Below are 25,323 nucleotides of genomic sequence, written 5' to 3'. Positions count from 1 at the left end.
TCGTCTACTTGTTGCCGCCTGGGCCGGTGCTACCGCTGCCGCCAGCGTTGTCTCCTGTGTTGCCGTTGTTGTCGCCTGTGGCGGCGGCCTTCGTGGTGATGGTGACGGTCGAGCCCACGTCGACCTGGGCGCCGGCGCCGGGATCGATGCCGACCACCACGGCGGTGGGGTCGGCCGGACCGTTGGCCTGGGCCTTGAGGCCGACGGCCTTCAGCATGAGTTCGGCGGTGGCGTATTTAGTGCCTGCGGCGATATTCGGTACAGCGACCTTCTCCTTGCCCGTGGACACCCAAATGGTGATGGACCCGCCCTGTGCGATAGAAGAGCCCGAATCAGGGCTTACACGGGTAATCAGACCGGCCTCCACCGTATCGGAGCTCTCCTGTTCCACAGTGAAGCTGAACCTGCCCTCATACTGCTGTAGCACGCTGTCCTTCGACTGACCGACCAAATTGCTCGGTACGGTGGTCATGCCGGAAGAAACATATATGGTGATGGTGGTGCCCTTGGGAACCGACTGGCCGGCGGCAGGATCGGTTTTCGTCACCATATCCTTGGCGATGTCGGCGCTGTCTTCGGTTCTGACGGTGGCATTCACCTTGAATCCGGCGCTTTCCAGAATGCTGCGCGCCTCTTCCTGGCTGCGTTCCTTGACATCCGGAACCTGAGTGGACTGCGGGCCTGCGGAGAACCACACCTTCACGGCAGATCCCTTGGCCACCTTGGAGCCGGCATCCGGGCTCATCTTGGTGCAGGTGCCTTCCGGCTCGGTGGAGTCGGTGTCTTGCTTTTCGGTCATCTTCAAGCCCAATGTCTCAAGCTTGAGCTTGATGTTGTCCTTGGAGGTGGAGGCGTTGCACACCTCGGGTATGGTGACCTTGTCTTCGGCGGACTTGTTGGGCGCGCCGCTCATGGCGAACACGACGCCCGCGCCGACAAGGGCCACGGCGAGCACCGCGATCACCGAACCGATAATGATCTTCTTGCGCTTCTTGGCCTTGGCCGCCGCCGCACGCTGCTGCGCGCGGGACTGCAACGCCGCTGAGTTGGCACCATTGGCCGGTGGAATCTGCTCGAACTGACCGGTCACCGGGTTGAATGCCTGGGTGGGCTGCTGCTGCGGTTCCACCGGCGTGGTGGGCAAATCACGTTCGGCTTCCTTGCGGGCCTTCATATTCGACAGGTCCGTCAATGGGTTGAACGCGGCCGCCACCGGCACGCCGCCGTTCATGTAGGTCAGGATGTCGGTCTTGAACTCGGAGGCCGTGGCATAGCGATTCTGGCGGTCCTTGGCCATGGCCTTGGCGCAGATCGAATCCCACATCTTCGGCAGCCCCGGCACCACGGCGGATGGCGGCGTGGCGACTTCGGAAACATGCTGGTAGGCGATGGCCACGGCGGAATCGCCGGTAAATGGCGGGCGGCCGGTGAGCATCTCGTAGAGCACGCAGCCAGCGGAATACAGGTCGGAACGCATGTCGACGGTCTCGCCGCGCGCCTGCTCGGGAGAAAGGTACTGAGCGGTGCCCACCACGCCCTGCGACTGGGTCATGGTGGCTGCGGAATCGTCCAGAGCGCGGGCGATGCCGAAGTCCATGACCTTGACCACGCCCTGCTCGGAAATCATGATGTTGCCGGGCTTGATATCGCGGTGGATAATGCCCATGCGATGCGAATAGTCGAGCGCGTTAAGCACGCCCAACAGCACCTGTTCGCAGTCGCGCTGGCTGAGTGCGCCGTTGACCTTGATGATGTCGCGCAGGGTTTGGCCCTTGACGTATTCCATGACGATGTACGGCAGACGCTCGGTATCGCCGCTTTCGGAAGAAACCAGTTCTTCGCCCGAATCGTAGATGTTCACGATGTTCGGGTTGTTCATCTGGGCCACGGCGTGTGCTTCCCGGCGGAAACGGGCCAGGAAGATGTCGTCGTTGGCCAGATCGGCGCGCATGATTTTCACGGCCACGGTACGGCCCAGACGGGTGTCAAGGGCCACGTGGACCTCGGCCATGCCGCCACGACCGATGAGCTGGCCAAGCTGGTAGCGTCCGCCGGCCAATGCGGTGGGCATACTGGTGCTCATTGCTTATTCCCTCCCAATCTTGAGGCCGGGGCCTCCAAAACAATGCGTGGCGTGCTGGTCACTCGGCGCGGCAGTCGATTGCCGGACGTGACCATGGCGGTGTCGGCCATTTCGGTCTGCTGATCCAGCAGACGGCGTTCGATGCGTGCCAGCGTGCGGGACACCACCAGCGCGTCATTCGGGCGATCCAACGGGTCCTTGGCCAGCATTGACATGACAAATTCGCGTAACTGGACGTCCACCGAGTCCGGCAGTGGAGGCACGGGATTGTTCACGTGCGCTGCGGCGATATCGACCGGAGTGGTGCCGGTGAACGGACGCTGCCCGGCAAGGCCCTCGTACGCCACCACGCCCAGTGAATAGATGTCCGATTGCGGCGTGGCCTGCTGGCCCTGCGCCTGCTCGGGGGAGATGTATTGTGCGGTGCCCACCACCATGCCGTCCTGGGTGATCTGGCCTTGGCCAGTGGAGTAGCTCACGCCGAAATCGGTGATCTTCACTTCGCCGGTGTCGGAGACCATGATGTTGGCCGGCTTGACGTCACGATGAATCACGCCGTGCGAGTGGGCCACGAATAGGCCTCGCGCGGTCTGAATCAGAATGGGCAGCAGTTCGACGGGATCCATCGCGCCCTTGCTGTGGAACAGATCCGCCAACGATTTCGAGGGGACGTATTCCATAATCAGAAAGCCGATGCCGTCATGCTCGTAGTATTCGAACAACGCAGCGATATTCGGGTGCGCCAGATTGGCGGAATTATGGGCTTCGGCACGCAGGCGGCGCAGCTTGGCCTCGGCGTTGGTCACGTCCGAGCGCAGCGCCTTGATGGCCACTTCACGGCCGAGCTGAATATCGTAGCCTTTCCAGACCTCGCCCATACCGCCTTGCGCAAGACGCGAATCAAGACGATATCGGCGGTGAATAAGCTGTCCTTCGATAAGTTTCACTGCTGCAAAGCCTCCTGCATCATCGCGCGCATGATCGGGCCAGCGGCGAGCGAACCGTATACATCTGTGTTATGCACCAACACCGCGACGGCGATCTGCGGATCGTCCGCCGGCGCGAAACCGATCACCCAGCCGTCGATGGCAGAGTTGTCGGTACCGATTTGTGCGGTACCGGTTTTGGCCGCCACCTTGATGCCGTTGATGGCCAGCTGCGGATTGGCCTCGGTCACCACGCTTTCCATCATCGTGGTGAGCTTGTCTGCGGAATCCTTGTTGAACGCATTGGCCATGGTTTGCGGTTTGGTCTGCGAAAGTACGGTGAGATCGGCGGCGCGCACACGATCGACCAGCGTGGGCTGCATCAGTTTGCCATTGTTGGCGATTGCCTGCGCGACCATCGCCATCTGCAACGGCGTGGCCGTGGTGTCGCCTTGGCCGATGGACGCCAGCGCAAGCTTGTCGTCGGTCGGATCAGAGGGGAATGTGGACGCGGTGGCCGTCATCGGGGTGCCCGTGGATTCGGTGCCGTCAATGGTGATGGTGCTGCCAAACCCGAGCTTGGTGGCCATGTCCGAAACCTTGCTCGCGCCGAGTTTCACGCCAAGCTGGGCGAACGCGGTGTTGGACGACCACGCGACGGCCTCTTGCAGGGAGATCTGCCCGTTGACGCCGTCGGCCTGATGCTCGTCGTTCGGCAGCTGTGTGGCGGTGCCGGGCAGCGTGTAGCCGGCGCCTGCAGGAATCTTCGTGTCCGTCTGATATTCGCCGGTTTCCAGCGCAGCCGAGGCGACGATGGTCTTGAACGTGGACCCTGGTGGGTACAGCTGCGAGGTGGCACGGTTGATTAGTGGGCTATTTTGGCCCGCAGAAAGTTCGTTGTAGGCCTGAGACGCGGCTTTGGTGTCATGGGTCGCCAGTTTGTTCGGATCATAACTGGGCGTGCTCACCATGGCGAGGATACGACCGGTGCTGACTTCGATGGCCACCGCCGCACCATCGCGCGTACCGAGCTGATCGTAGGCAACCTGCTGCAGCTTGGGGTCGATGGAGGTTTCGATGGACGCGCCCTGATTCGTAGCGCCGGTGAGCATGGCCTTGGCCCGCTGCCAGATCAATGAATCGGCCTCACCGTTGAGCAGCATGCTGCGGGAGGCTTCCAGGCCGCGATCGGCGGTCTGGTTGATGGAGAAGAAGCCGGTGACCGGAGCATACAGCGGACCGTTGGAATAGGTACGCAGGTATTTGAATGCGTCGTTGACCGGCTCGGATTTGGCCATGACCGTGCCGTCCGAGGCCAGGATGGCACCGCGGTAGGCACCGAGCTGGTGGTACAGCGAACGGGCGTTGCGCGGATCGTTGTTCAGCGCGTTGGCCCGTACCGCCATGATGATGGTGGACGACAGGCCGAGAATCACGAACAGCGCGACCACGGCGGTGAAAAGCTGACGAAGATATTTGTTCATACGCGAGTGCCTCCGTTAACGGGAGGAAGCGGGGGAATCGTGCCGGTAGGCGTGTACGGTTCATCGGCGTCGGTATACGACGGAGTGGTGGTATCCACAATGGGGTCGTCAAACGATTCCGACTCGGACTGCGACGCCGTAGCCGACGCGCTGCGAGGCTGAACGATCGGCTCAGTGGCGCGGGCCCTGGCCTCAAGTTCCTTGTTGCGCAGCACGGCCAAAGCCTCGTACTGGAACGTATCCGAGGTCAGCTCCGGCTCGGGCGCATTGGCCGAGTTCGAGATGATGATGAGCAGGGTCGCGAGAATATAGTTGGCGATCAGGCTGGACCCGCCGGCCGCCATATAAGGCAGGGTCAGGCCCGTCAGGGGAATCACCAGCGTGATGCCGCCGACCACGGTGAACACTTGGAACGCCATGGTGAACACCAGTCCCGAAGCCAGCAGTTTGCCGAAACCATCCTTGATTTTCATGGCCGTGATGAAGCCGGAGGCGATGATGAGCAGGTACAGCATCAGCATGGCCAGCACGCCCATCAGGCCGAGTTCCTCGCCGAGCGAGGCGTAGATGAAATCGGAGTTCGCGAACGTGACGAGCGAGGGATGCCCCTGGCCCAGGCCGGTGCCGAGCATGCCGCCCGCCGCCAGTCCGAATATGCCGGTGACCAGCTGCCAGGAGCCGCCGGGGGTCTTGTTGTATTGCTCATTGCTGAAAGGGTGCAGCCAGGCGTCGATGCGCTGACCCACGTGGCTGAACGCGCCGGCGGCCAGCACGGCGCCCGCGGCGAACGCGATCAGACCGATGATGATCCAGCTTTTCCGGCCGGTGGCCGTGTACAGCATGGCCACGAACATGGCGAAGAACATGAGCGAAGTGCCCAGGTCACGCTGCATGACCAGCACGCCCATCGAAGCGATCCACACCACGATGATGGGGCCGAGGTCCTTGATGCGGGGCAGTTGCAGCCCCAGCACCTTCCTGCCGCCCACGGCCAGCCGGTCGCGGTGATCGAACAGGTATGCGGCGAAGAAGAACGCGAGGAACAGTTTGGCGAACTCGCCCGGCTGGAACTGGCCCAATCCCGGAATCCTGATCCAGATGCGCGCGCCGTTCACCTCCATGCCGATGAACGGCAGCATCGGGGCGAGCAGCAGCACTAGGCCCACCACCATCGACACGTAGGAGAAGCGTCGCAGCACGCGGTAGTCCTTCAGGAAGATGATGAGCAGCGCGGAAAGCACGATGGCGATGCACAGCCACACCAGCTGGCGTTGGGCAACCGCCCAGCCCTCGCTCTGGTCAATGCGAGCGATCATGGTCACGCCGGTGGCGGTCAGCAGTAGCACGCAAGGCAGAATCGACTGGCTGGCATACGGCTGGAAGTGTACGATCAGCCCCCACAGCACCAGAAACAGCACTACGACCAATGCCAGCATGCCGGCGTATTGCATAGGGAATTCGCCGGCGGTGCGTTGGAACATCTGGATGAACGCCAACGCACTGATTGCCATGGCAATCAGCAACAAGGAAATCTGACGTAGACGGGTAGCGATCATCGTGCATCCCCCGTGGCCGCGTTGTCGGCCGCTCCGATACCGGATTTATCTGAGGAATCGGATGAGCTTGACGAACCGGACTTGTCTGACGAGGAGCCGGACTGGCTGGACGAATCCTTGGTGCTGTCCTTGGAATCGCTCTGGGAACTGTCTTTGGAACTGTCCGGGGAATTGGACGCCTCAGCCTTCTTGGCGACGTCGGCTTCCTGCTGCTTGGCCAGTTTGCGCATTTCGGTGCGGATGATGCCCACATGCGACTGTGCTTCGTCCAGCGAACCGACCGTGATGCCTTGGCTCAGTTGGTCGCGCCATGATTGCGGCAGCTGCGCGATGGCGATGTCGGTGGTCTCGACTTCGTGCGAAAGCTCAAGCCCGAAAAGATTGGTCGGCACGCCACGGTAGATGGCCACCGTGCCGTTGGCGTTGCCCACGTAATAATGCGCCTGGCTCCACGTGTACGCGCCCCAGCCGGCACCGGCCAACGCCAGTGCGGCAAGAATGCAGGCGACGATCACGGCGAGCCTGTTGCGGCGTTTCCTGGTGCGTGTGACCTTCTTCTGCTCGATCTGCTCGTCGCGGATGGCCTTGGCCACGTCCGGGTCGTTCGGATCGGCGGACAAGCGCCCGTCCGGCTTCTGCACCACCGGAATCTCACCGGTATCGGGATTGGCCCGCTCGCCGGTCTCCTCGCGGACCGTGGACGGCTGGACCACGCGCGCGGACGACGGTTCGGCCGTGGTCTGCGCGGGCTCCGCCTCATGCGCGCTGGCTGGCTGGATCAGCGCCGCGGCGCGTTGTGCGGGCGAATCGTCCTCGCGCAGCGCGGGAGCGGTGGCCACCGGCGCGTTGACGATGTCCGCGATCGGCTCGAGATTGCGGCTGGCGGCGCCGCCGACCAACGGCGTTTGATGGGGCAGGTCGAACGCGTCGGCGTCCAGCGCCAACGTGGCGTCCGCGATGACGGCCGTGACGTTATCGGTGCTGCCCGCCCGCAGCGCCATCTGCACCAGACGCTGCGCGCATTCGCCCTGATCGGACAGCGCGGTCATCGTCTCCGCGATGGTGGAGTCCTCCAGCACGCCGCACAGGCCGTCCGAACACAGCAGCCAGCGGTCGGCGGGATGGGCGCGGCGTATGGAGATGTCCGGGTGCGGGTCGATGTCGAAGTCGCCGAGCACACGCATCACGACGTTGCGCTGCGGGTGGTTCTTGGCTTCGGATGGGGTGATGCGGCCGGTGTTGATGAGATGCTGCACGTAGCTGTGGTCGCAGGTGACGCGGCCCAGATGACCATCGCGCAGCAGATAGGCGCGCGAATCGCCGATGTGGGCGATGATCCAGTAGCCGGCCACCAACGCCACCGCGGTGACGGTGGTGCCCATGCCGGCGAGTTTGCGTTCGCGCTTGGCCTTGCCGACGATGGCGTCATGCGCGGCCATGACGGAGGTCTCCATCATATGGGCGATCGCCGCGACATCGCCGTCGGTGTCGTCCCGTTCGATGTGGGCCAGCGACCGGATGGCGATGGAGGATGCCGTGTCGCCGCCGGCGTGACCGCCCATGCCGTCGCAGATGGCGATGAGATGCTCGCCGGCGAAGGAGGAATCCTGGTTGTTCGCGCGCACGGTGCCCACATCGGACACCGTGGTGGAATACAGGAACAGCGGTTGTGAAGCGGCGGATTTTGGCATGCGGCTACCTCAGTTCGAAGGTGGTGGCGCCGATGCGCACAGGGATACGGGCGGGCAGGATGGTAGGACGGTTGATGCGCTGCTGGTTGACCACGGTCCCGTTGGTGGAGTTCAGGTCCTCGATGGCCCACTGCCCGGAACGGATGTCACGGTACACGCGGGCGTGACGGGAGGAGACGAACTCATCGTCCAGCACCACGGTGTTCGAGGCGGCGCGTCCGAGCGTGATGTCGGCGTCGGACAACGGCACGGAACTGCCAGCGAGCGGGCCGTCGATGATGACGAGCAGGGTGGGCTGCGCCGGAGCGGCGGATGCCGCGCCCGCATGGGAACCGCGATGCGGGCGCGGCATCCGCGGCGGCTCGGTCTGGGTCTTGTGCGCTTCACGCTCACGGCGGCGGCGTGCACGCGAAGGCCGCGGACTGAACGTCTCGATGTCCTTGCGTAGCGAACGCACGGCCAGCCAGATGAATATCCACAGCAGGATCAGGAATCCATACTTGAGCAGGGCGAATGTCAGTTCGGTCATGGGTGGACGGCTTTCGGGCGTGTGCTCGACTACTCCTGGGCTTGGGCGGAGGCCCAATACAGGATGCGGGTGCGGCCGATGGTGATGGTGTTGCCGTCGAGCAGCGTGGCGGCGGGCACTTGGTGGCCCTCCACGTACGTGCCGTTGGTGGAGCCTAGGTCGCGGGCGATAACGCCGTTGTCGGTGATGTCGATTTCCAGGTGCTTGCGGGAGATGCCCGGATCGTCAATGACGATATCACAACCGGAACCGCGGCCGATTACCGTCTTGTCTTTGGTGAGCAGGTACTGGTTGCCGTTCACCTCGAGCACTGGGCTGTCCTCGGTCTGCGCATCGGTGGTGACCGGCACGGCATTGCCTTGCACGGATTCGGAGGTGAGGTTGAAGTTGCCCTTGGACAGGTCAAGGTCTTCCTCGAAGATCACAATCACCGGGCCTACGAAGGCGTAATGCTGGCTCTTCGCGTACTCGGTGAGGTTGTCGGCCAGCTCATTGGCCAGGGTCTCGCTACCCCATGCCTCGATACGGTCGAAGTCAGGAGTACTGAGCTTGAAACGGTATTCATTCGGGGCCACCGTGCGGTCACGGCCCACGGGCATGGCCTCGGCGTCAATCTCGCGCTCCAAGGCGCTGGAAAGATCGACAGGCTGCAGGTCTTTGGAGCCAAACTTGGCGAATACTCCGTTGACTGCACCCTCCACGCTTTTTTCAAAACGGTCGAGAACGCTCATAGTCCTCCCTTTCTAATCCTCACCCATCCTACGCGGTGATGGGAATATGAGGCAAAAAACCGGTCTTTTGTGTGGCGATGAGTGCAAAATATCCAAAAATATCCAAGAATTCAGGGCGGAAATGGGTGCGGCGCACCACCTACGCCGTTTTTCCGCATGCCGTGCGGGTGCGGACCCCGGGCGTGCCGCGGACGTCACGGCCCACGGCACGCCCGGGACCGGTCAGGCCAGGGCGTCGCGCAGGAAGTCGCGCTGGAGGGTGAGCAGGTTCTCGGCCACGGTCTCGTCGTTGGTCATGTGGGTGATGCCCGTCAACGGCAGGAAGGTGTGCGGCCGGCCCGCCGCCATCAGGGCCTGCGAGAGGCGCAGGCTATGGGCGATGGTGACGTTATCGTCGGCGAAGCCGTGGATCAGCATAAGCGGGCGGACGAGTCCCGGCGCATCCTGCACGATGCCGTTGCGGCGGTACACATCCGGGTCGAGGCCCAGATAGCGCTCGGTGTAGTGCGTGTCGTACAGCGTCCAGTCGGTGGGTGGGGCGCCGGCGCACGCGGCCTTGAACACGTTCGGCGCGTCCAGCACGGCCAGTGCGGACAGGAAGCCGCCGTAGGACCAGCCGATCATGCACACCTTGTCGAGGTCCGGCGCGGGAATCGCCTCCCGCTGGCGGGAGGTGGCGCGAAGCACCGGTGGGCGGTTCTCGGCGTCTGCCTGATCGCTCGCAGCAAGCTGTGCCGCAGGTGATTCCGCATCGGCGTTCAACCGGGCGACGGCCTCGGGAAGGGCGCTGACGGCTTCAATCTGGTCGGCCAGTGTTACGTCCTTCATATCCTCGAAGATCGCGCGATCCCAGGCCGGGCCGCGGCCTGTGGTGCCGCGGCCGTCCGCCGTGACCACCAGGAAGCCCTGGTCGGCCCACCACTGGCCCTCCCAGTAGAAGGATTGGGAGGCGACGACCTGCTGGAACCCGGGGCCGCCGTAAGGCTTCATCAGCACCGGCAGTTTGTCGGCATGGGCGTACGGGCTGGACGGGCTCGGCGCGATGATCGCCGTGTACAGCTGGTGCTCGCCCAGTCGCGTAAACGTGACGTTCGGTGCAAAGCCGGGTTCCGCCGCCGTGGACGAGATAGTGGCGCTCTGTTCTCCCAGAATATGCCGCATCTGGGCGCGGGCGGAACGCATATCGCGGCCGGAGACCACGATGCCGCGCTCGCCGCGCGAGGCGGTCCACTGGCCGGGATCGGTCGTGACCGGCGTGATCGTGCCGTTGTAATCGATACTCACCACGTCGAAACTGCGGGCGTCATGGCCGCCGAACAGAGACTCGGCATCCGAATCGGCGTCCGAGCCGGCCCAGGCGCGCGGCACCTCGGTCGCGATCTCGGGCGCACGCTGCACCACGGCCAGCACGTTGTCGTCGGTCACGTCGAGCACCGCGCGCACGTTCCACCCGGCCGGCGTGAACGGGCGGCCGTCCACAGTCAGACGGTTGGTGTCCGCGGCCATGTCGTTGAGCGGGCACACCAGCTGGCCATCCGGTGTGTAGGCGGGCGTGCCGTGAATCAGGTCGATCCACTGGTCGTTCGCATGCTCCTCGAGCACGCGCGTGGCACCCAGCGCGGCCCCATCCGCCGCGACCGCCACCTCGAGCACCTGGTCGCGGGTCTGTCGGCGGTTCTGCACCAGCACCAGCGGATCGTGGCCGCGACGCCAGTTCACGGCGGCCACATACTCATACGCCTCACGATCCCAATCCACGTCGGCGTTGCCGGTGATGCCCGCGTACCGGCCGTCTCCGTCGAACGCCATGGCGATCACGGTCAGATACACGTCGGCGTTGCGGGTCAGCGCACGCGGATAGCGGCGGCCGTCCGCGCGCTTCTCGGGGTCGGCCGGGTCGCTGATGTACCAGGTCGGCTCGTCGGCGGTGTCGAAGGACTCGAACAGCACGTGCTGCGAATCCGGGGCCCACCAGAAGCCGTCGTACCGGTCCATCTCCTCGCCGGCCACGAACTCGGCCAGACCGATTTTCCACGTGTTTTCGGCCGGATTGCCGTCCTCATCCTCCACGCTCACGCCGTAGACGGCGGTGATGCGGTCACCTAGCTCGCCGCCGATATCGACCAGCATCAGGTAGCTGCCCGTGGTGTACAGCACATGTTCGCCATCCGGGGCGATGCGCGGGTTCAGCACCGGCGTGTACATCGCCGGGTCCTCATCGAGCCATTCACCGGCCAGTTCACGGGTGTGCGGCTCGGGTGCGCCGGTCTCGGCATTCCAATCGATGTCGGTCAGGAACAGGCGGCCGTTGATGGTGAACACGATGCGATTGCCGTCGTCATCTGACGAATAGCCGACGATGCCGGTGCCGCCTTCGCGTGCGCGTTCGCGGCGGGCCTTCTCCTCGGCCGGCACGTCCTCGCTGTCGGCGGTTGCGCCCAACAGTTCGCGCGGGTCGGCCAGCTTGGTCTCATGGTGTTCGCCGGACTCGTCGAACCAGCTTAGCCACAGTGCGGTCACCAGATCCTCGGGGCCGTCGGAGCGCAGGAACAGGGCCCGCGAGCCGTCGCCCACGGTCTGTGCGGAGCGCGGCGCGCCGCAGCCGAAGCGCAGCGTGCGCGCCCTGAGGCGTGGAAAATGCTTGATTGCGTCATTGACATCATTGGTTTCGCTCATACTCACAACCTACGCGCTCGTACGGTCAGTGGCGTGACACATCAGCCGGGGCCGCGGCGCGGGACTTGTCCTAAGATGGGGAGCATGCAGGTGACGATGATCGACGAGAACAAGTACGCCGAAACGATGGCCGACGTGGTGTTGCCCGCGCTTGAGCAGTGCCGCGAGGAAGGCTGGTTCGATCCGTCCGCCGCCGAACGGTCGGCCGGCATCGAGCCGTTGTCCGGCATTATGGACACCGGCGGCCGCTCGGGCCAGCTGCACTACCTGTGCTATGACGCCGCCAGGTTCGACGCGATCCGCGAACAAGGCGCCACCGCCGTCTTCCGCGGGGCCATCGTCATCAGCCACGGCTTCACCGAGTTCGCCGAGAAGTACGACGAACTGGTCTGGTACTTCCTGCTCGCCGGCTATTCGGTGTGCGTGCTCGAACATCGCGGCCACGGCAAGTCCGCGCGCGACGTGGACGATCATTGCATGGTGTGGATCGATGATTGGCGGCGTTATGTGGCCGATCTGGCCGGTTTCGCCGAAACCGTCGGCCAGCAGTACGCGGCCGGCATGCCGCTGAACCTGTTCTGCCATTCGATGGGCGGCGGCATCGGCGCGGCCCTGCTCGAACGCTACCCCGCCCTGTTCGACAAGGCGGTGCTCTCCGCCCCCATGATCGCCCCCGCCACCGGCATGCCGTTGGGTGTGGCCCGTGTGCTGGTCAATGCGCTGTGCGGACTCGGCTTCGGCAAGAAGCGCGTGTTCGGGCAGTCGGACTTCACGCCGGAATTCTCCATGAAAGGCAACGAGGGCGCGTCCGAGGCGCGTGAACGCTGGTATTTCAGACTGCGTTGCGAAAACCGTGAATACCAGACCTACTGCGCGACGTTCGAATGGGTGCGTCAGGCGCTCAAGCTCAACCGGGCCGTGCTGCGCCCGTCCGCCTGCGCCGAAGTGGAGACGCCGGTGATGCTCTTCCAGGCCGGCCGAGACGTGTGGGTGCTCAACAAACCGCAGAACCGTTTCATCCAACTGGTCAAGGACGGCGGCGGCGAGGCCGATCTCGTGCGGTTCCCCGAATCACGCCACGAGATCTTCTCCATGCCCAACAGCACCTACAAGCCCTACCTCGAAAAGATCCTTGGCTTCTACGACGATCCGACGATCGCCAGCGCCACGTACTGAGCGCCGCTGTACCCATCCGATGGGTAGAGTGGCTTGCGGAACAAGGCGAGAGAGGCGGACCCATGGCGAACGGCGTACGGCACACGAAAGGCGCACCGGCACCGCAGACCGGTCGGCGAGGCGGGCACGTCGTATCCGCGCACGCCACGACCATCGGTCTGATGGCCATCCTGTTGTGGAGCGTCATGGCCGCCGCCGTGCGCATCGTCGCCGAGGATTTCGGCGCCACGCTCGGCTCGGCGCTCATCTACACGGTGGGCGGCATCCTGCTGCTGGTGTTCCGGCGGCCTGCGCCGATCCGAGAGTTCCCACGGCGATACCTGATCGTCGGCGGCCTGTTGTTCGTCTTCTACGAATCGTCGATATCCCTGTCGCTGGGTCTGGCCCCCACCGCCGAAGCCTCGGTGGAGGTGAGTCTGGTCAACTACCTGTGGCCCACGATGATGGTGCTGATGTCGGCCGCCATGTCCCATCGTCGGCACGCGGTCCGCGCCGTGCTGCCGGGGGCGGTCGTGGCCACGGCCGGCGTGATGCTGGCGGTCGGCGGCAATTCCGGGCTTGACTGGCAGGCCGCCGTGCGGCACGTCGCCGCCGACCCCCTGCCGTACGCGCTGGCGTTCGCGGGGGCGCTCGCATGGTCGGTGTATGCGGTGTTCACGCCCGCCATGAGTCATGGCGTGGACGGCACCTCGCTGTTCTTTCCGTGGGTGGCCGTGGCGTTGTGGATCATCCACGCCGCATCCGGTCAGGGATGGCCGTCCACGCCGCCGCGCCCGTCCGCCTGGCTGTTCGTGGTGATCGCCGCGGCGGCGATCGGCGGCGGCTACGCCTGTTGGGGCTATGGCATTCTGCATGGTTCGATGGAACGGCTGGCCATCGCCTCATACGCCACGCCGGTGCTGTCCACCGGGGCCAGCGCGGTGCTGCTGGGCCTGTCGTTGTCGCTGCCGTTCTGGTGCGGCGCGCTGCTGGTGGCCGCCGGCTCGGTACTCAACTATCTGGTCGGCGCACGCGAATAACCCGGTGCCGGGCATGCCGGGCGTATCGCCCGTGGGACGCTGGGCGAAGCCTGTGGAAATCATGAAAACTCGTGGCAGGTTCCGTGAAACTCGTCGATGCTCCAGAATCACGGGTTAGTGTGGCGTGAGCCTGCAAGTGATGGCCTGAAGCGCGAAGGTGAGGAATGGAAGACTCCGTTTGGAAGACGGTCATGGGATTGTCGCTGATCCGGGGGATCGTGCCCCGGACCTTGTTCGGACTGACCGCGGTCGCGGCGATCATACTGATCGGCATACTGGCATTCGGCGGCAGACGCCGCCGCACGCATCCGCTGGTCGCCTCACTGGTTGCCGCCGCGCTCGCCGGCACGGGCGGACTACTGGCCACATGGCTGATGTCCGACGTGTTCATGGTGTTCGGCGTATCGCTGGGCTGGCCGGTGATCCTCACCGTCGCGGGAGGCTTCGCGGGCCTCGGCTTCGTGCTAGCCGCCGCCGTGACGTTGCGGGGAGCCCGTCGCGCACTGGCCGTCGTGCTGGTGCCGCTGGTGCTGGCGTCCACCGCGCTCGGCGTGGACTTGATCTACGGCGAATACCGGACCATCGGCAATCTCGTCGGCTATACGCCGTACCCCCCGCTCGGTTCGGTCACCGTGCGCAAAGCCTCGATGAGCGTCGGCGAGTGGCGCGACAAGGCGCGCAAGGACGCTCTGCCATCCATGCCCGACTCGGGCAGGGTGTTCGCCGTCGACATCCCGAACACCGAATCCAAGTTCAAGGCGCGCAAGGCGATGGTCTACCTTCCGCCCGCCGCGCTGTCCGACCGCCCGCCGGCCCTGCCGGTGATGGAGCTGCTCGCCGGTCAGCCGGGCAGTCCCGGTCGCCTCATCGACGCCGGCAACATCGCCGCCACGATGAACGCTTACGCCGCCGAACACGACGGGCTGGCGCCGATCGTGCTCGCACCCGACCAGAACGGTTCGGCCATGCACAACAGCCTGTGCGCCGACACCACCCGAGGCAACGCCGAAACCTACCTCACCAAAGACGTGGTGAACTGGGCCACAACGACGCTGCCGGTAGCCAAGTCGGCCCGTATGTGGGCGATGGGCGGGTTCTCGCAAGGCGGCACCTGCACCACGCAGCTGGTGCCGCGTCACCCCGACATCTACGGTGCGATGCTGCCGGTGGATGGTGAGCTCGAGCCGACCGACGGCAGCGTCGAGACGATGGTCCGGCGATATTTCGCCGGCGACCGCAAGGCCTACGACGGGCAGGTGCCGGTCAACGCCATCGCCGCCACCGGCACGGCCGGCCAGGCGCTGTTCGCCGGCGCCGGCAAAGGGGATCGGAAGTCGGTCGCCAACATGCGCACCATCGCCGCGGCCGCGCGCGCGGCCGGCATGGAGACCACCGAACTGGTCGTGCCCGGCGCCGACCATGACTGGCATGCGGTGCAGGCGGTCTGGAACCCCGGTCTCGACTGGTTCGGCGCGCGAACCGGTCTGGGCGAAATGACGAAATCGTTGGAGGAATACCCACAAGTGGAGGTGTTGCAATGAGCGAAGAACAACAGCATGGGAACGCGCGGCCGGCGGCCATGCCGCAGACTCGGCGGCCCCTGCGGGACGCGGAACCCTCGCGGACGAAGCCCACCACGACCTCCCGAGCCACCAAACCGCATACGGCAAGGTCCAGCCATGCGGCGGAAAGCTGGCGTGAACTGGCCGGTGACATGCGGCAGTGGGCGGACGACCACCGGTTGGCCGTCACCGCCACGGCGGCGCTGGTGGCGCTGAATCTGGCGTCGTGGCTGGTGGCCGCGATGGCCGGATTCGCGTTTCCGCTGCGGCTCAGCACCAGCATGGCCACATTCAACGCCGGCAAACTCATCTGCTCGCTGTTCCTGGCGCGCGGCGTCATCCAACTTATGGTCGACGCCGTCCTGTGGCTCGTCATGTTGTCGATAGCCGAACCATGGCTCGGCCGTGTGCGCACCGTCGTCACCGCACTCGCCTGCGCGGCCGGCGGCGTGCTGGCGGGCCTGACCCTGTGCGCGGCGGCCGGATGGATGTTCCAGGACTCCCTGTTCGTCTCCCGCATGCGGTTCGCATTGAGCCCGCTGGTGTTGCCGGTCGGCGCGCTCATGGCGGCCAGCGCGTTCTGCAGCCACCTATGGCGCAGGCGCATCCGACTCGTCGGCTATGTGGCGATCCTGGTCACGTTGCTCTACAGCGGCAACCCCAGCGGCTACTGCATACTTGCCGCCGCGCTGATCGGCCATGCCGCCGGCCGTGTGATGGCCGGGCCGCCCGCGCACGTCGAAGCCGAATGGCACTGGCTGCGCAGCACCTCCTTCGAGGCACGACGCATATTCGCGGCCATCGCCGTGGTACTGGCCCTGGGGCCGGTCATCGCCATCACCTCCCATAACCATGCGGGCCCGCTCAGCACGATCGGCCTGCTCATGAGCCCGGTTTCCGTCGACAACAGCATGCTGGCCAAATGCCTGGCTGGTGACACGCACGGCGGATGCTTCCTGCAGTTCAATCTGCTGCGGGCCTCGATGCCCGGCGCGGTGCTGCGCTCGCTGCTGCCCACTGCCGTGACCTTGGTGCTGGCGTGGGGCCTGTATCGCGGACGTCGGTTCGCGGCCATCTGCACCGTGGCCATCAACCTGTTCACGGTGGCCATCGCCGTCGCCTACTATCTGGTCGTGCCGCTGAGCTTCGCGCCGGATGGCATGGCCTCCCTGCTACAGCACGGCGCGATCGTGGCCTGCGTGGCGAACGTCCTGCCCCCGCTGCTGTTCGCCGTCGCCCTGCTGGCGGCAATGAAACACTTCCCGATTCGCATCGGCTGGCGCAGGCTGGTCGGCGGCATCGGCGCCATCGTGCTGGCCTGGCTGGCGTGCGCCGCCATATACCTGATATACGGTATTGCCCAACCCGCCACCTTCTCGCCACGCGCCACCGCCTCGTCGCTGCTGGCCGAACTGCCGGGCCGGTTCCTGCCCATAGGCTTCCTGAGCCATATGAAGCTGTCGTTCGTGCCGCGCACTCCGATGGCTTCGATCGTGTACCAAGGCGTCGGCCTGGTGTTCTGGATCGTGGTGCTGGCCGTGGTGATCCACTGGATGGGCGACGTGAGCGAATCGAACGAGCTGGCCCGTGCGCGCGCCGAACGTCTGGTCGAAACCGGCGGCGAATCGATGAGCTTCATGACCACATGGGAAGGCAACAGCTACTGGCTGTCCCCCACGGGCAGATCGGCCGTGGCGTATCGCGTGCTCAACGGCATCGCCCTGACCTGCACCGGACCATTCGGCGATCCAGCGGAATGGATGGACGATCTGAACGGTTTCACCCAGTACTGCGTGGAACGTTCGCTGTCGCCGGTGTTCTACGGCGTGCATCGGGAACAGCGCGACGCGTTGCTGGAAGCCGGCTGGAACTCCATCGAGGTCGGCAGCGAGATGGTGGTCGACCCGCGCAACTGGAAGACGACCGGCAAGAAGTGGCAGGATGTGCGCACCGCCATCAACAAGGCCAAACGCGATGGCGTGAGCGACGTGCAGTCCACCTTCCTGGAAGCGTCGCTTGACGTGCGCGAGCAGATCGAGGACATTTCCGAGGAATGGGCGCAACTCAAGGCGTTGCCGGAGATGAGGTTCACGCTCGGCGGCGTCGAGGAGCTCCGCGACCCGCGTGTGCGGCTGCTGTACGCCGTCGACGCGGACGGGCGCGTGTTGGGCGTCACCAGTTGGCTGCCGACCTGGCGCGAAGGGCGCATCGTCGGCTGGACGTTGGATTTCATGCGCCATCGCACCGACAGCCCCAACGGCATCATGGAGTTCCTGATCGCGCGCATGGCCGAGCGTCTGCGCGACGAGGGCGAAGCCGATCCCGCGCACGCCGTGGAGTTCATGAGCCTGTCCGCGGCGCCCCTGGCCGGCATGAATCCCGATCGGGACAACGCCGGGGAGGACGGGGCACCGGCCAGCGAAGGCACGCAGGTGCTCCAGCACGCGCTGCAGATCGTGGCCGACTGGATGGAACCCGCCTACGGCTTCCACTCGTTGTTCAACTTCAAACGCAAATTCCAGCCCACCGAGGCGCCGGTCTACGTGTGCTATCCCGATCCGGCCGCGTTGCCGAAGATCGGACTCGCCGTGGTGCGCGCCTATGTGCCCAGCGTGACGGCCGCCGAAGTGGCCGGCATGCTCAGCACGCTGCGGTCGTGAACGGCGCGCGCCGTCATGGCGTAGTAACGTGGGACGCATGAACGAACGAAACAACGAGCGCGGCGACGGCACCGCGCAGGTCGCATACTTCGCCGGCGGCTGCTTCTGGGGTCTGGAGCGCTACTTCCAGAACGTCGACGGCGTCACGGACACCACGGTCGGCTACGCGCAATCCACCGTCGAATCGCCGACCTACGAGCAGGTATGCGCGGGCGGCACCGATGCGGCCGAAACCGTGAAAGTCGAGTTTGACCCGGCACAGGTCAGCCTGCGGACGCTGACATTGCTGTTCCTGGAGGTCATCGACCCGTTCTCCGTGGACCAGCAGGGCGAGGACCGCGGCCGGCAGTACCGCACCGGCATGTTCTACACGGACGAGACGCAGCGCGCCGTGTATGTGGCGGCTCTGGAGCAGCTGGTCGACCGCCAGCCGCAGCGCCCGGCCGTACTGGTCGAACCGCTGCGCAACTTCTACCCCGCCGAGGCGCATCATCAGGACTATCTGAGGAACAACCCGTCGGGGTATTGCCACGTGCCGATCGCCGCAATCGCGAACGTAAAACGCCGTCAGAAGTACGTGGAACGCATCTGGGATCTGACGCTTGAGCAGTTCGCCGTCACGCAGAACGCCGCTACCGAGCGCCCGTTCGTCAACGAGTACGACGAGAAGTTTGAGCCCGGCATCTACGTGGACATCGTCAGTGGCGAACCGCTGTTCTCATCGCGCGACAAGTTCGATTCCGGCTGCGGATGGCCCTCGTTCTCCCGCCCGATTGCCGGTGACTTGCTGACCGAGCATGAGGACCACCGTATTCCGGGCCGCGACCGCATCGAAGTGCGCACGTCGGACACACAGATTCACTTGGGCCACGTGTTCACCGACGGCCCGGCCGACCGCGGCGGCCTGCGCTACTGCATGAATTCCGCCGCCCTGCGCTTTGTGCCGCGCTCGCGCATGGCCGAGGAAGGCTACGGCGACTGGATTGCGGTTGTGGATGGGGATGATCAGGCGTGAGCATGGAGAATATCGCGGGCGCTCGCAAGCCCGCCAAGCGTGAGGATGAGCACACGGTCGCCGGCGAGCATCGCATGATGCGCCGTGCGGACCGCGAGGTGACCGATCCCGAGCGGATCGCCGCGATCATCGCCGCCTGCGACATCGTCGAAGTGGCATATGCGGATGCTGAGGGCCTGGCCATCGTGCCGCTGAATTTCGGCTTTGATTACGACGAGGCGACTGGCAAGCTGACGCTCTGGTTCCACTCCGCGCCGCGCGGCCGCAAGCTCGACGCGATTCGCGCCGCCGCCGGTGGCCGACTGCCCGTGGCTTTCACCATGCAGACCGACTGCGAGGTGGTGGCGGGCCGCACCACGTGCAATTGGGGTGAGGCGTTCAAGTCGATCGTCGGCAATGGCACGGCGTCACTGGTCGAGGATCTGGATGAATGCCGCCACGGCTTGCAGACGCTGATGGCGCAGCAGGCGCATATGCCGAATGTGGAATTCACTGATGCGCAGGTCCGCAGCGTCACGGTGTGGAAGATTGAGTCCGACTACTTCACCACCAAAGTCCGCACCAAACCCGTGCCCGCACACATGCATCAGCGTTAGCCGGGGATAGCGCGCCACCTCCCCACTGTCGGGAGGCAGCGCGCAGCGCCGGTGGATGGCCCACGTCCGGACCCGATAGACTTGCCGCCATGGCAGCAGTGACAGTGGTAATTACCAGCTACAATCAGGGCCCGTTGATTCACGAGGCAGTCGAGTCGTCATTTTTTAGTGGCATTCGCAGCTATCGAATTATCGATGATATCGGCTATCGCAGTATTCAAGTCATACCCAACAGAACGCATGGACTCCAGCAGGTTGGGATTTGGCGCACATGTTCGTTCTCTCACAGTGATACCTCGATGTGCTTAAAGTTGCTTGCAAAATCTAATGTAACGGACGTTAAGAACGGTTTTCGGATAATCAATTAAGATTGGCGGCTAGTATAAGCATCTTTCTAATTACTGTACTCAATACGCAAGCTGGGGTCTGTCTCGTATGTGTCAATAATCTTGTTGTAAGAGGTGACCAAATCAGTGAGCATTGTTTTGCGTTCATCTTGGCTAAAATGACCATGCTCATGGACATTGGTTGACAGGAATGACTGAATATCCCAGACCTCCAATCGTTCAGCGAAGCCCATATCCGCTGCCAAATCCCAAGCAGTTTTCACTCGGTCTTTCACCGTGATAATGATTGGATGAAGGCCATTCTTGATATTGCGCTGGCATTTCTCCATAAGCAACGTGGCTGGAGCGGTAGTGCAGTGTATGGCGGTATCTCCGATATTGAAGTCGCCGCCTCGCCCGGTGGGGTCATCTGCTACTGAAGCTCCGTTGATTTCCACTTCCGGCATGATAATAGACAGCTTTGCTGCCACGAGCTGCTGCAGCACCGTGCCCTCGTACATGGTACTGGGATTCTCTTTTTGCCGCTTCTTGGCCTGCTCTAACAGATTGCCTACTGCTGCGGTGATTGAGAGTGACTCATCGGCCTCTAGCCTGAATGGCTTACTATTGAAGAACTTGCGTATACGATCAATCCAAAAACGCTCTATCTCGCTGAAATCTTTGCTGGACGGCCGCTCTTCATTAATGAGCGCTGCATAATCTTTCATTATGCCCATAAGGCCGCGGCTAGTTCGACCACCTTCGGACGCGAGCACCCTCTTGATGTGGTACTCCTCTAAAATGCTTTGGCAGTTCGCACCACTCAGTCCTTTGACCTGTCCTTCTTTACCCGTGAGATAATCATCGGGATTGATTGGCAATGTATCTTTCGAGAAGGCGCGGTTGAGCTGCAGTATGCCGGCTAGGTTGCCTTTGGTGTTAATGCCGTGGCTCTTTCGAAACTCCTCGATGGCGTCAATACCCATGCTCGCTCTCCTTCGACGACTATCAAGCTGACCGTAGCTCGTGTTGCTGCTTTGCCTTGTCCAATGTACCGCGAAGTGCTGGCATGAAGTAGTGCTCGCCAAGCCATTCGACTACAGGTACTGCCACTGCGTCACCGAAGCCGAACAAGGCTTGGTTGGTGCGCAGACCATTAAGGTTGTAATGAGATGCGCCCATAAGTGCCGCGTACTCCTTTGGAGTCATCCAGCGCACTGCCGTCGACCCCTTGCCGAGTCGTACCACGGCTTGTCTTGAAGAACCCCCGCGAGCTGTTCGTAGACATCCCGAAATGTCATCCGCTCGGACTTCCCACGTGGGTTTCCCGTTCCGAGTGCGCCTGTATGCCGTTCGATAAGAGATGAACGGATTGTCCTTCAGCTTCATCACTCTCTCTGATTGCACAGCGGACAGTGAGTCAAGAAATGCCGTTAGCTTGCCCTTAGGCCACCATCGGGAATCATCGTCTGACATCTCTTCGGCGTACATGCCAAAGCCCGCCATAAGTGGTTCCGGCGGTTCCGGCAGAACTGCCCTGTGCATACGCAGGGAGGTATCGGCAAACACCTGTTGCAACCAATCTGGCCGTAGTGGGGAATTGGCTTGCGAGCCCTCAGGAGGATTGGTTAGGCCGACCAAGAACAGTCTGGGGCGGGACTGGGGCACAAAACGCCGAGCGTCGATTGACAGCGCGTCAACTGAATATCCCAGTTGGTTGAATGCGCTTACTGCTGCTGCTATATCCTCGCCTGAGTGAGACGTAGCAAGACCTGCGACATTCTCAAGTACGGCTACAGGTGGCCTATTGTTGCCCATCTCTTCCAGGAGGCGGATATACTGCCAGAAAGCGCTGGACTGTTTGCCGTTCAACCCTGTACGGGTTCCAGCCAGAGATATATCGGTACAAGGGGAGGAGCCCCAAGCAATGGAGATATTGTGAGGCAAGTCAGAGCCATGTAGCTCACCCATGTCCCCCTCGATCAGGGTATGTTCCTGCTCATTGTTGCCGAACTGGTTCCTATACATCTGGCATTTGGCGTGATCTATATCGTTCGACCACGCCACGTGGAAGCCAGCCTCTTCGAGGCCTAGGCGGGCAAGCCCTATGCCGGCAAAGAACTCAAGCGCTTGTGGTGCGGTTGAGCCGATACGGGTAGCCCCGCTGGATGCACCAGTCATGCCCTGTTCCTTTCCGATTTCTGACATTCACTGGTACTAGTGTACGTGCTGCTTGCTATGAAATCGTATGCGTATTCGCTGTGGCGCGCTCCTCTTATGACATCTACCAGCATTTTTTGGCGGCGAAACGCGCATTTGATTACGCAATCGCGTGGATTGAAGATGTCGGGAAAGGCGCTCTCGACTATTGTGGTAGCCAAGAGAAGCGATCCGTTTCCGAGGTGAGATTCGGGAACGGTCCGACTCTCGGCAGTGATTTATCTACGCAGACAAGCCAAAGGAGCCTCGCCATGATTCTCGTCACCACCACCCCGTCCGTCGACGGATACACCATCACCAACTACCAGGGCATCGTCTTCGGCGAAGTGGTATCCGGTGTGAACATGTTCAAGGATCTTGGCGCGGGCCTGCGTAACATGTTCGGCGGCCGCAGCCAGGGCTATGAGGAAGAGCTGATGCGTGCCCGCAACGAGGCCATCGCCGAGATGCAGCAGCGTGCGGAGGCGATGGGCGCGCACGCCGTGGTCGGCGTGGACATTGATTACGAAGTGCTCGGCGCCGACAACGGCATGCTTATGGTCACCGCATCCGGCACCGCCGTGCAGATCTCACGGCGTGCCTGAGGATTTGAGCGGGCTGCGCGGAGGTCGCGCGGGTTATAACGCGCAGACGATAAGGTAGATCGCCACGATGTGGCAGGCGTACCCGATGACCGTGCCCAAGTGGAACACTTCATGGAACTCGAACCAGCCGGGCACGGGGTTGGGTCTGCGCAGCGCGAAGCATACAGCGCCGGCGATGTACGCGGCGCCTCCGCACGCGATGAGCACGGTTGGCGCCGGGCCTACTGCGGGAGCCGTCCAGAGCTGCGGAATAAGCGTTACCGGTGCCAGTCCGAGCACGATGTACACGGTGGTGAACACCCAATTCGGGGTTCGCAGCCAGACGATATGCAGTATCGTGCCGATGACCGCGGTCACCCAGATCACCGTGAGGTATGGGCGGCGCGTGCCCGGGTCGAGCGCGAAAAGCACGGGTGTGTTGGTGCCTGCGATAATGAGGAAGATATTCGAATAGTCGATGCCGCACAGCACGCGGGTCACCGCCGTGCTTCGCCACGGCACGACGTGCAGGAGCGAGCTGTTGCCGAACAGCAGCATGGCCGATGCGCCGTACACCGCGCACGCCGCTTTGACGGGGCCGGACGGTGCGATGCAGATCAGCACGATGGACGCTGCGATGCACAACGGCAGGGTGGCGAGGTGCAGCCATCCACGCAGTCGGGGTTTGCGATTGCCGAATGCGTCCACGGGGACGATGCGGCGTCTGACCGTTTTCAGTGCTGCCTTGGCTTGGCGGTAGTGCGACTGCGCGGCCCGGTATCGCGCCGACGCGCGATTCAGTGCGGCGATGGCATCGTCCATCCGGTCGCCGGTGTGCGGAGGCGTGGTCGTTGCGGCGGGGGACGCCGCCCGTGCCGTGTCGGTGGGAGCGCTCATATCGATCACCTCGCTGTGGCCGGCTCGTTCCCGGCCGCTAACTTACGTTACCGTAACGTAGTACGGGGCGGCGCGGCAGTCAAGGTCGGCAACGGCAATCCGGTGCATGTTCGATTATCCCGAATCGGCCGCGCCGCGGACGAAGGTGCACGGAGCGCTTCACCGTGAGCGTAATTACGGAATGAGAGCCGCCGGCAAGGGTTGGGTGGAGTGAAAGGTCAAGGTCGGGAGCCCGGAAGGGTTCCGGATGCGGCAACGAACCCGGTCGGCGGCGTCGCTGGATGGTGACATCGCGGCGGCGGTCGCACGGTCGGCTGCCAAGCCGCATTACTCCGCGCGTGCAACGCGTTGATTGAAGGAGTACCGATTATGGCGATGTTTCCATCTTTGATGAATGAAACGATGTTCTCCGACCTGTTCGACGATCCGTTCTTCGAAGGTTGGCGCAACGTGGATCATGCCGTTGCGGGCGGTCCGACCATGCAGACGGGCATGATGAACACCGATGTTCGGGAGACCGATAAGGACTACATCGTCGACATCGATATGCCCGGCTTCAGGAAGGACGATATCTCGCTGAATCTGCAGAACGGCTATCTGACCGTTTCCGCGCGTCGCGACGACTCCCACGAAGACAAGGACGGCAATGGCCGTTGGCTGCGTCGTGAACGTTATGCCGGCTCCTGCTCGCGCAGCTTCTACGTTGGCGAGGACGTGAAGGATTCCGACATTCACGCCAGCTACAAGGATGGCACGTTGTGCTTGGAAATGCCGAAGCCGGATATGCGATAACCCTTTCCGTCGATCTTCAGGGGAATATCAGCCTTTCGTGTTATGTTTTCTCCCTATGAAAAAGGTGTATGTATACGTATTGAACGACATGGCGGAATGTGAAATAGGTTATATTCTACAAGCGTTCAGTATGGAAAAACTATTAAAAAATGGAACAAAAGAATTTGAAGTAGAAACGGTTGCTTGTAATAAGAAACCCATCCTAACTTTGGGCGGGTTGACCATTATTCCGGATTGCGCTATATCGGAAGTCGATTTCAGCAATATCGCGGCTCTGCTTTTGCCGGGTTCTTCCGCTTGGGGCAGTGAAGACAATCAGGAGATATTGAAAAAGGCGCAGGAGTGTCTACGTAATGATATTCTGGTTGGTGCTATTTGCGGGGCAACTCTTGCGCTTGCCGATTATGGTATATTGGATAGATTCAAACATACAAGCAACTCTCTGGAATATCTGAATTTCTTCTCAAAGAACTATGCAGGGCAGGACTTGTATGTTTGTTCTAATTCTGTTTCGGACAGGAACCTGGTGACGGCAAATTCGGCAGGTTCATTGGAATGGACAAAAGATATTTTAAAGAATCTTAATGTATATTCCGATAAGAAGATTGAAGCATTTTATAATTACTATTCAACAGGCGATGCGAAGTATTATGATGAGCTCCTACAATAGAGGGTGGTCACGGGTCGTTGGCTTTCCCGCGGGGGCCGGATCACATGCATGATTTGTTCGCAGTGAGCCGTATGCACTACGATATGGCTGGTTATCGTAGTGCTCGCCCTCCCATGGGGTGGGCCGACTCCTTTTGGCTGTTGCTGCTCGC

20 protein-coding genes are annotated in these 25,323 nt (G+C 62.7%); 9 read left to right on the top strand and 11 right to left on the bottom strand.

The window, feature by feature from the left end; all coding sequences use genetic code 11:
• Positions 1-4 precede the first annotated feature (4 nt).
• The 8 genes from pknB to FYJ31_RS01005 all read right to left on the bottom strand — a co-directional run bounded on the left by pknB (position 5) and on the right by FYJ31_RS01005 (position 11,676).
• Positions 5-2,083, bottom strand: a complete 2,079-nt coding sequence (pknB, locus tag FYJ31_RS01040) for a Stk1 family PASTA domain-containing Ser/Thr kinase (protein WP_154535739.1) — start codon at positions 2,081-2,083, stop codon at positions 5-7.
• Positions 2,080-3,030, bottom strand: a complete 951-nt coding sequence (locus tag FYJ31_RS01035) for a serine/threonine-protein kinase (RefSeq protein ID WP_032745087.1) — start codon at positions 3,028-3,030, stop codon at positions 2,080-2,082. The genes pknB and FYJ31_RS01035 overlap by 4 nt, the downstream gene beginning before the upstream one ends.
• Positions 3,027-4,493, bottom strand: coding sequence for a peptidoglycan D,D-transpeptidase FtsI family protein (locus FYJ31_RS01030; protein WP_154535738.1), 1,467 nt, complete (start codon positions 4,491-4,493; stop codon positions 3,027-3,029). The genes FYJ31_RS01035 and FYJ31_RS01030 overlap by 4 nt, the downstream gene beginning before the upstream one ends.
• Complete coding sequence (locus FYJ31_RS01025; RefSeq protein WP_077424956.1) at positions 4,490-6,049, bottom strand: FtsW/RodA/SpoVE family cell cycle protein; 1,560 nt, start codon at positions 6,047-6,049, stop codon at positions 4,490-4,492. Before FYJ31_RS01025 ends, FYJ31_RS01030 begins: the two co-directional genes overlap by 4 nt.
• Positions 6,046-7,740 carry a BofC C-terminal domain-containing protein gene (locus FYJ31_RS01020; RefSeq protein ID WP_071478668.1) on the bottom strand — a complete coding sequence of 565 codons (1,695 nt, stop codon included), beginning with the start codon at positions 7,738-7,740 and terminating at the stop codon, positions 6,046-6,048. Before FYJ31_RS01020 ends, FYJ31_RS01025 begins: the two co-directional genes overlap by 4 nt.
• A 4-nt stretch (positions 7,741-7,744) precedes the next feature.
• Positions 7,745-8,269, bottom strand: coding sequence for an FHA domain-containing protein FhaB/FipA (locus tag FYJ31_RS01015; RefSeq protein ID WP_071478669.1), 525 nt, complete (start codon positions 8,267-8,269; stop codon positions 7,745-7,747).
• 29 nt (positions 8,270-8,298) lie between these two features.
• On the bottom strand, positions 8,299-9,000 hold the full coding sequence (locus FYJ31_RS01010) for an FhaA domain-containing protein (protein WP_007051707.1): 702 nt from the start codon (positions 8,998-9,000) through the stop codon (positions 8,299-8,301).
• Positions 9,001-9,222: 222 nt separating this feature from the next.
• Positions 9,223-11,676: a prolyl oligopeptidase family serine peptidase gene (locus tag FYJ31_RS01005; RefSeq protein ID WP_154535737.1), complete on the bottom strand. Its 2,454-nt coding sequence runs from the start codon at positions 11,674-11,676 to the stop codon at positions 9,223-9,225.
• A gap of 84 nt (positions 11,677-11,760) precedes the next feature.
• Between FYJ31_RS01005 and FYJ31_RS01000 the strand changes: the two genes are divergently transcribed.
• From FYJ31_RS01000 to FYJ31_RS00975, 6 genes are all read left to right on the top strand, one after another.
• On the top strand, positions 11,761-12,852 hold the full coding sequence (locus FYJ31_RS01000) for an alpha/beta fold hydrolase (protein ID WP_154535736.1): 1,092 nt from the start codon (positions 11,761-11,763) through the stop codon (positions 12,850-12,852).
• Between the two features lie 62 nt (positions 12,853-12,914).
• On the top strand, positions 12,915-13,871 hold the full coding sequence (yddG, locus tag FYJ31_RS00995) for an aromatic amino acid DMT transporter YddG (protein ID WP_154535735.1): 957 nt from the start codon (positions 12,915-12,917) through the stop codon (positions 13,869-13,871).
• A gap of 164 nt (positions 13,872-14,035) precedes the next feature.
• Positions 14,036-15,412: an alpha/beta hydrolase gene (locus FYJ31_RS12390; RefSeq protein WP_195839404.1), complete on the top strand. Its 1,377-nt coding sequence runs from the start codon at positions 14,036-14,038 to the stop codon at positions 15,410-15,412.
• A gap of 173 nt (positions 15,413-15,585) precedes the next feature.
• Positions 15,586-18,093 (top strand): bifunctional lysylphosphatidylglycerol flippase/synthetase MprF, encoded by a 2,508-nt coding sequence (locus FYJ31_RS00985; RefSeq protein ID WP_229773816.1) that lies wholly within the window; start codon positions 15,586-15,588, stop codon positions 18,091-18,093.
• Between the two features lie 37 nt (positions 18,094-18,130).
• Complete coding sequence (gene msrB, locus FYJ31_RS00980) at positions 18,131-19,108, top strand: peptide-methionine (R)-S-oxide reductase MsrB (RefSeq protein ID WP_154535734.1); 978 nt, start codon at positions 18,131-18,133, stop codon at positions 19,106-19,108.
• Between the two features lie 2 nt (positions 19,109-19,110).
• A complete protein-coding gene (locus FYJ31_RS00975; RefSeq protein ID WP_154535733.1) occupies positions 19,111-19,704 on the top strand; it encodes a pyridoxamine 5'-phosphate oxidase family protein in 594 nt (197 codons plus the stop codon).
• Between the two features lie 394 nt (positions 19,705-20,098).
• On the opposite strand, the gene FYJ31_RS00970 is transcribed toward FYJ31_RS00975, so the two are convergent.
• Together FYJ31_RS00970 and FYJ31_RS00965 are read right to left on the bottom strand one after the other, a co-directional pair.
• Entirely contained in the window at positions 20,099-21,016 is a 918-nt protein-coding gene (locus FYJ31_RS00970) for a DUF4928 family protein (protein WP_154535732.1), read from the bottom strand.
• Between the two features lie 22 nt (positions 21,017-21,038).
• Positions 21,039-22,211, bottom strand: coding sequence for a DNA cytosine methyltransferase (locus FYJ31_RS00965; protein WP_012576543.1), 1,173 nt, complete (start codon positions 22,209-22,211; stop codon positions 21,039-21,041).
• A 290-nt stretch (positions 22,212-22,501) separates the two neighbouring features.
• On the opposite strand from FYJ31_RS00965, the gene FYJ31_RS00960 reads away from it, so the two are divergent.
• Positions 22,502-22,834 carry a putative heavy metal-binding protein gene (locus FYJ31_RS00960; RefSeq protein WP_077424970.1) on the top strand — a complete coding sequence of 111 codons (333 nt, stop codon included), beginning with the start codon at positions 22,502-22,504 and terminating at the stop codon, positions 22,832-22,834.
• A gap of 33 nt (positions 22,835-22,867) precedes the next feature.
• On the opposite strand, the gene trhA is transcribed toward FYJ31_RS00960, so the two are convergent.
• The gene (gene trhA, locus FYJ31_RS00955; RefSeq protein WP_154535731.1) at positions 22,868-23,710 is read right to left on the bottom strand and encodes a PAQR family membrane homeostasis protein TrhA; all 843 of its coding nucleotides are present in this window, start codon (positions 23,708-23,710) and stop codon (positions 22,868-22,870) included.
• 369 nt (positions 23,711-24,079) lie between these two features.
• Here trhA and FYJ31_RS00950 point away from each other — a divergent pair, with 369 nt between their 5' ends.
• Together FYJ31_RS00950 and FYJ31_RS00945 are read left to right on the top strand one after the other, a co-directional pair.
• Positions 24,080-24,502 (top strand): Hsp20/alpha crystallin family protein, encoded by a 423-nt coding sequence (locus tag FYJ31_RS00950; RefSeq protein WP_154535730.1) that lies wholly within the window; start codon positions 24,080-24,082, stop codon positions 24,500-24,502.
• Positions 24,503-24,557: 55 nt separating this feature from the next.
• The gene (locus FYJ31_RS00945; RefSeq protein WP_154535729.1) at positions 24,558-25,172 is read left to right on the top strand and encodes a DJ-1/PfpI family protein; all 615 of its coding nucleotides are present in this window, start codon (positions 24,558-24,560) and stop codon (positions 25,170-25,172) included.
• The last annotated feature ends 151 nt before the right edge of the window (positions 25,173-25,323 follow it).

The organism is Bifidobacterium sp. WCA-178-WT-4B (assembly GCF_009696495.1).
Taxonomy (GTDB): Bacteria; Actinomycetota; Actinomycetes; order Actinomycetales; family Bifidobacteriaceae; genus Bifidobacterium; species Bifidobacterium infantis.
Note: the sequence above shows the minus strand (reverse complement) of the source record. Positions and strands in the feature narration are given on the sequence as shown.

What these genes read in the sequence shown, in the direction of transcription:
- FYJ31_RS01000 (WP_154535736.1), top strand. Translation starts at nt 11,761, where the DNA reads ATGCAGGTGACGATGATCGACGAGAACAAGTACGCCGAAACGATGGCC.
- FYJ31_RS00960 (WP_077424970.1), top strand. Translation starts at nt 22,502, where the DNA reads ATGATTCTCGTCACCACCACCCCGTCCGTCGACGGATACACCATCACC.
- FYJ31_RS01010 (WP_007051707.1), bottom strand. Translation starts at nt 9,000, where the DNA reads ATGAGCGTTCTCGACCGTTTTGAAAAAAGCGTGGAGGGTGCAGTCAAC.
- FYJ31_RS00945 (WP_154535729.1), top strand. Translation starts at nt 24,558, where the DNA reads ATGAAAAAGGTGTATGTATACGTATTGAACGACATGGCGGAATGTGAA.
- FYJ31_RS01015 (WP_071478669.1), bottom strand. Translation starts at nt 8,269, where the DNA reads ATGACCGAACTGACATTCGCCCTGCTCAAGTATGGATTCCTGATCCTG.
- FYJ31_RS01030 (WP_154535738.1), bottom strand. Translation starts at nt 4,493, where the DNA reads ATGAACAAATATCTTCGTCAGCTTTTCACCGCCGTGGTCGCGCTGTTC.
- FYJ31_RS00970 (WP_154535732.1), bottom strand. Translation starts at nt 21,016, where the DNA reads ATGGGTATTGACGCCATCGAGGAGTTTCGAAAGAGCCACGGCATTAAC.
- FYJ31_RS00985 (WP_229773816.1), top strand. Translation starts at nt 15,586, where the DNA reads ATGCGGCAGTGGGCGGACGACCACCGGTTGGCCGTCACCGCCACGGCG.
- yddG (WP_154535735.1), top strand. Translation starts at nt 12,915, where the DNA reads ATGGCGAACGGCGTACGGCACACGAAAGGCGCACCGGCACCGCAGACC.
- FYJ31_RS00975 (WP_154535733.1), top strand. Translation starts at nt 19,111, where the DNA reads ATGGAGAATATCGCGGGCGCTCGCAAGCCCGCCAAGCGTGAGGATGAG.
- FYJ31_RS12390 (WP_195839404.1), top strand. Translation starts at nt 14,036, where the DNA reads ATGGAAGACTCCGTTTGGAAGACGGTCATGGGATTGTCGCTGATCCGG.
- FYJ31_RS00965 (WP_012576543.1), bottom strand. Translation starts at nt 22,211, where the DNA reads ATGACTGGTGCATCCAGCGGGGCTACCCGTATCGGCTCAACCGCACCA.
- FYJ31_RS01025 (WP_077424956.1), bottom strand. Translation starts at nt 6,049, where the DNA reads ATGATCGCTACCCGTCTACGTCAGATTTCCTTGTTGCTGATTGCCATG.
- trhA (WP_154535731.1), bottom strand. Translation starts at nt 23,710, where the DNA reads ATGAGCGCTCCCACCGACACGGCACGGGCGGCGTCCCCCGCCGCAACG.
- FYJ31_RS00950 (WP_154535730.1), top strand. Translation starts at nt 24,080, where the DNA reads ATGGCGATGTTTCCATCTTTGATGAATGAAACGATGTTCTCCGACCTG.
- msrB (WP_154535734.1), top strand. Translation starts at nt 18,131, where the DNA reads ATGAACGAACGAAACAACGAGCGCGGCGACGGCACCGCGCAGGTCGCA.
- FYJ31_RS01020 (WP_071478668.1), bottom strand. Translation starts at nt 7,740, where the DNA reads ATGCCAAAATCCGCCGCTTCACAACCGCTGTTCCTGTATTCCACCACG.
- pknB (WP_154535739.1), bottom strand. Translation starts at nt 2,083, where the DNA reads ATGAGCACCAGTATGCCCACCGCATTGGCCGGCGGACGCTACCAGCTT.
- FYJ31_RS01005 (WP_154535737.1), bottom strand. Translation starts at nt 11,676, where the DNA reads ATGAGCGAAACCAATGATGTCAATGACGCAATCAAGCATTTTCCACGC.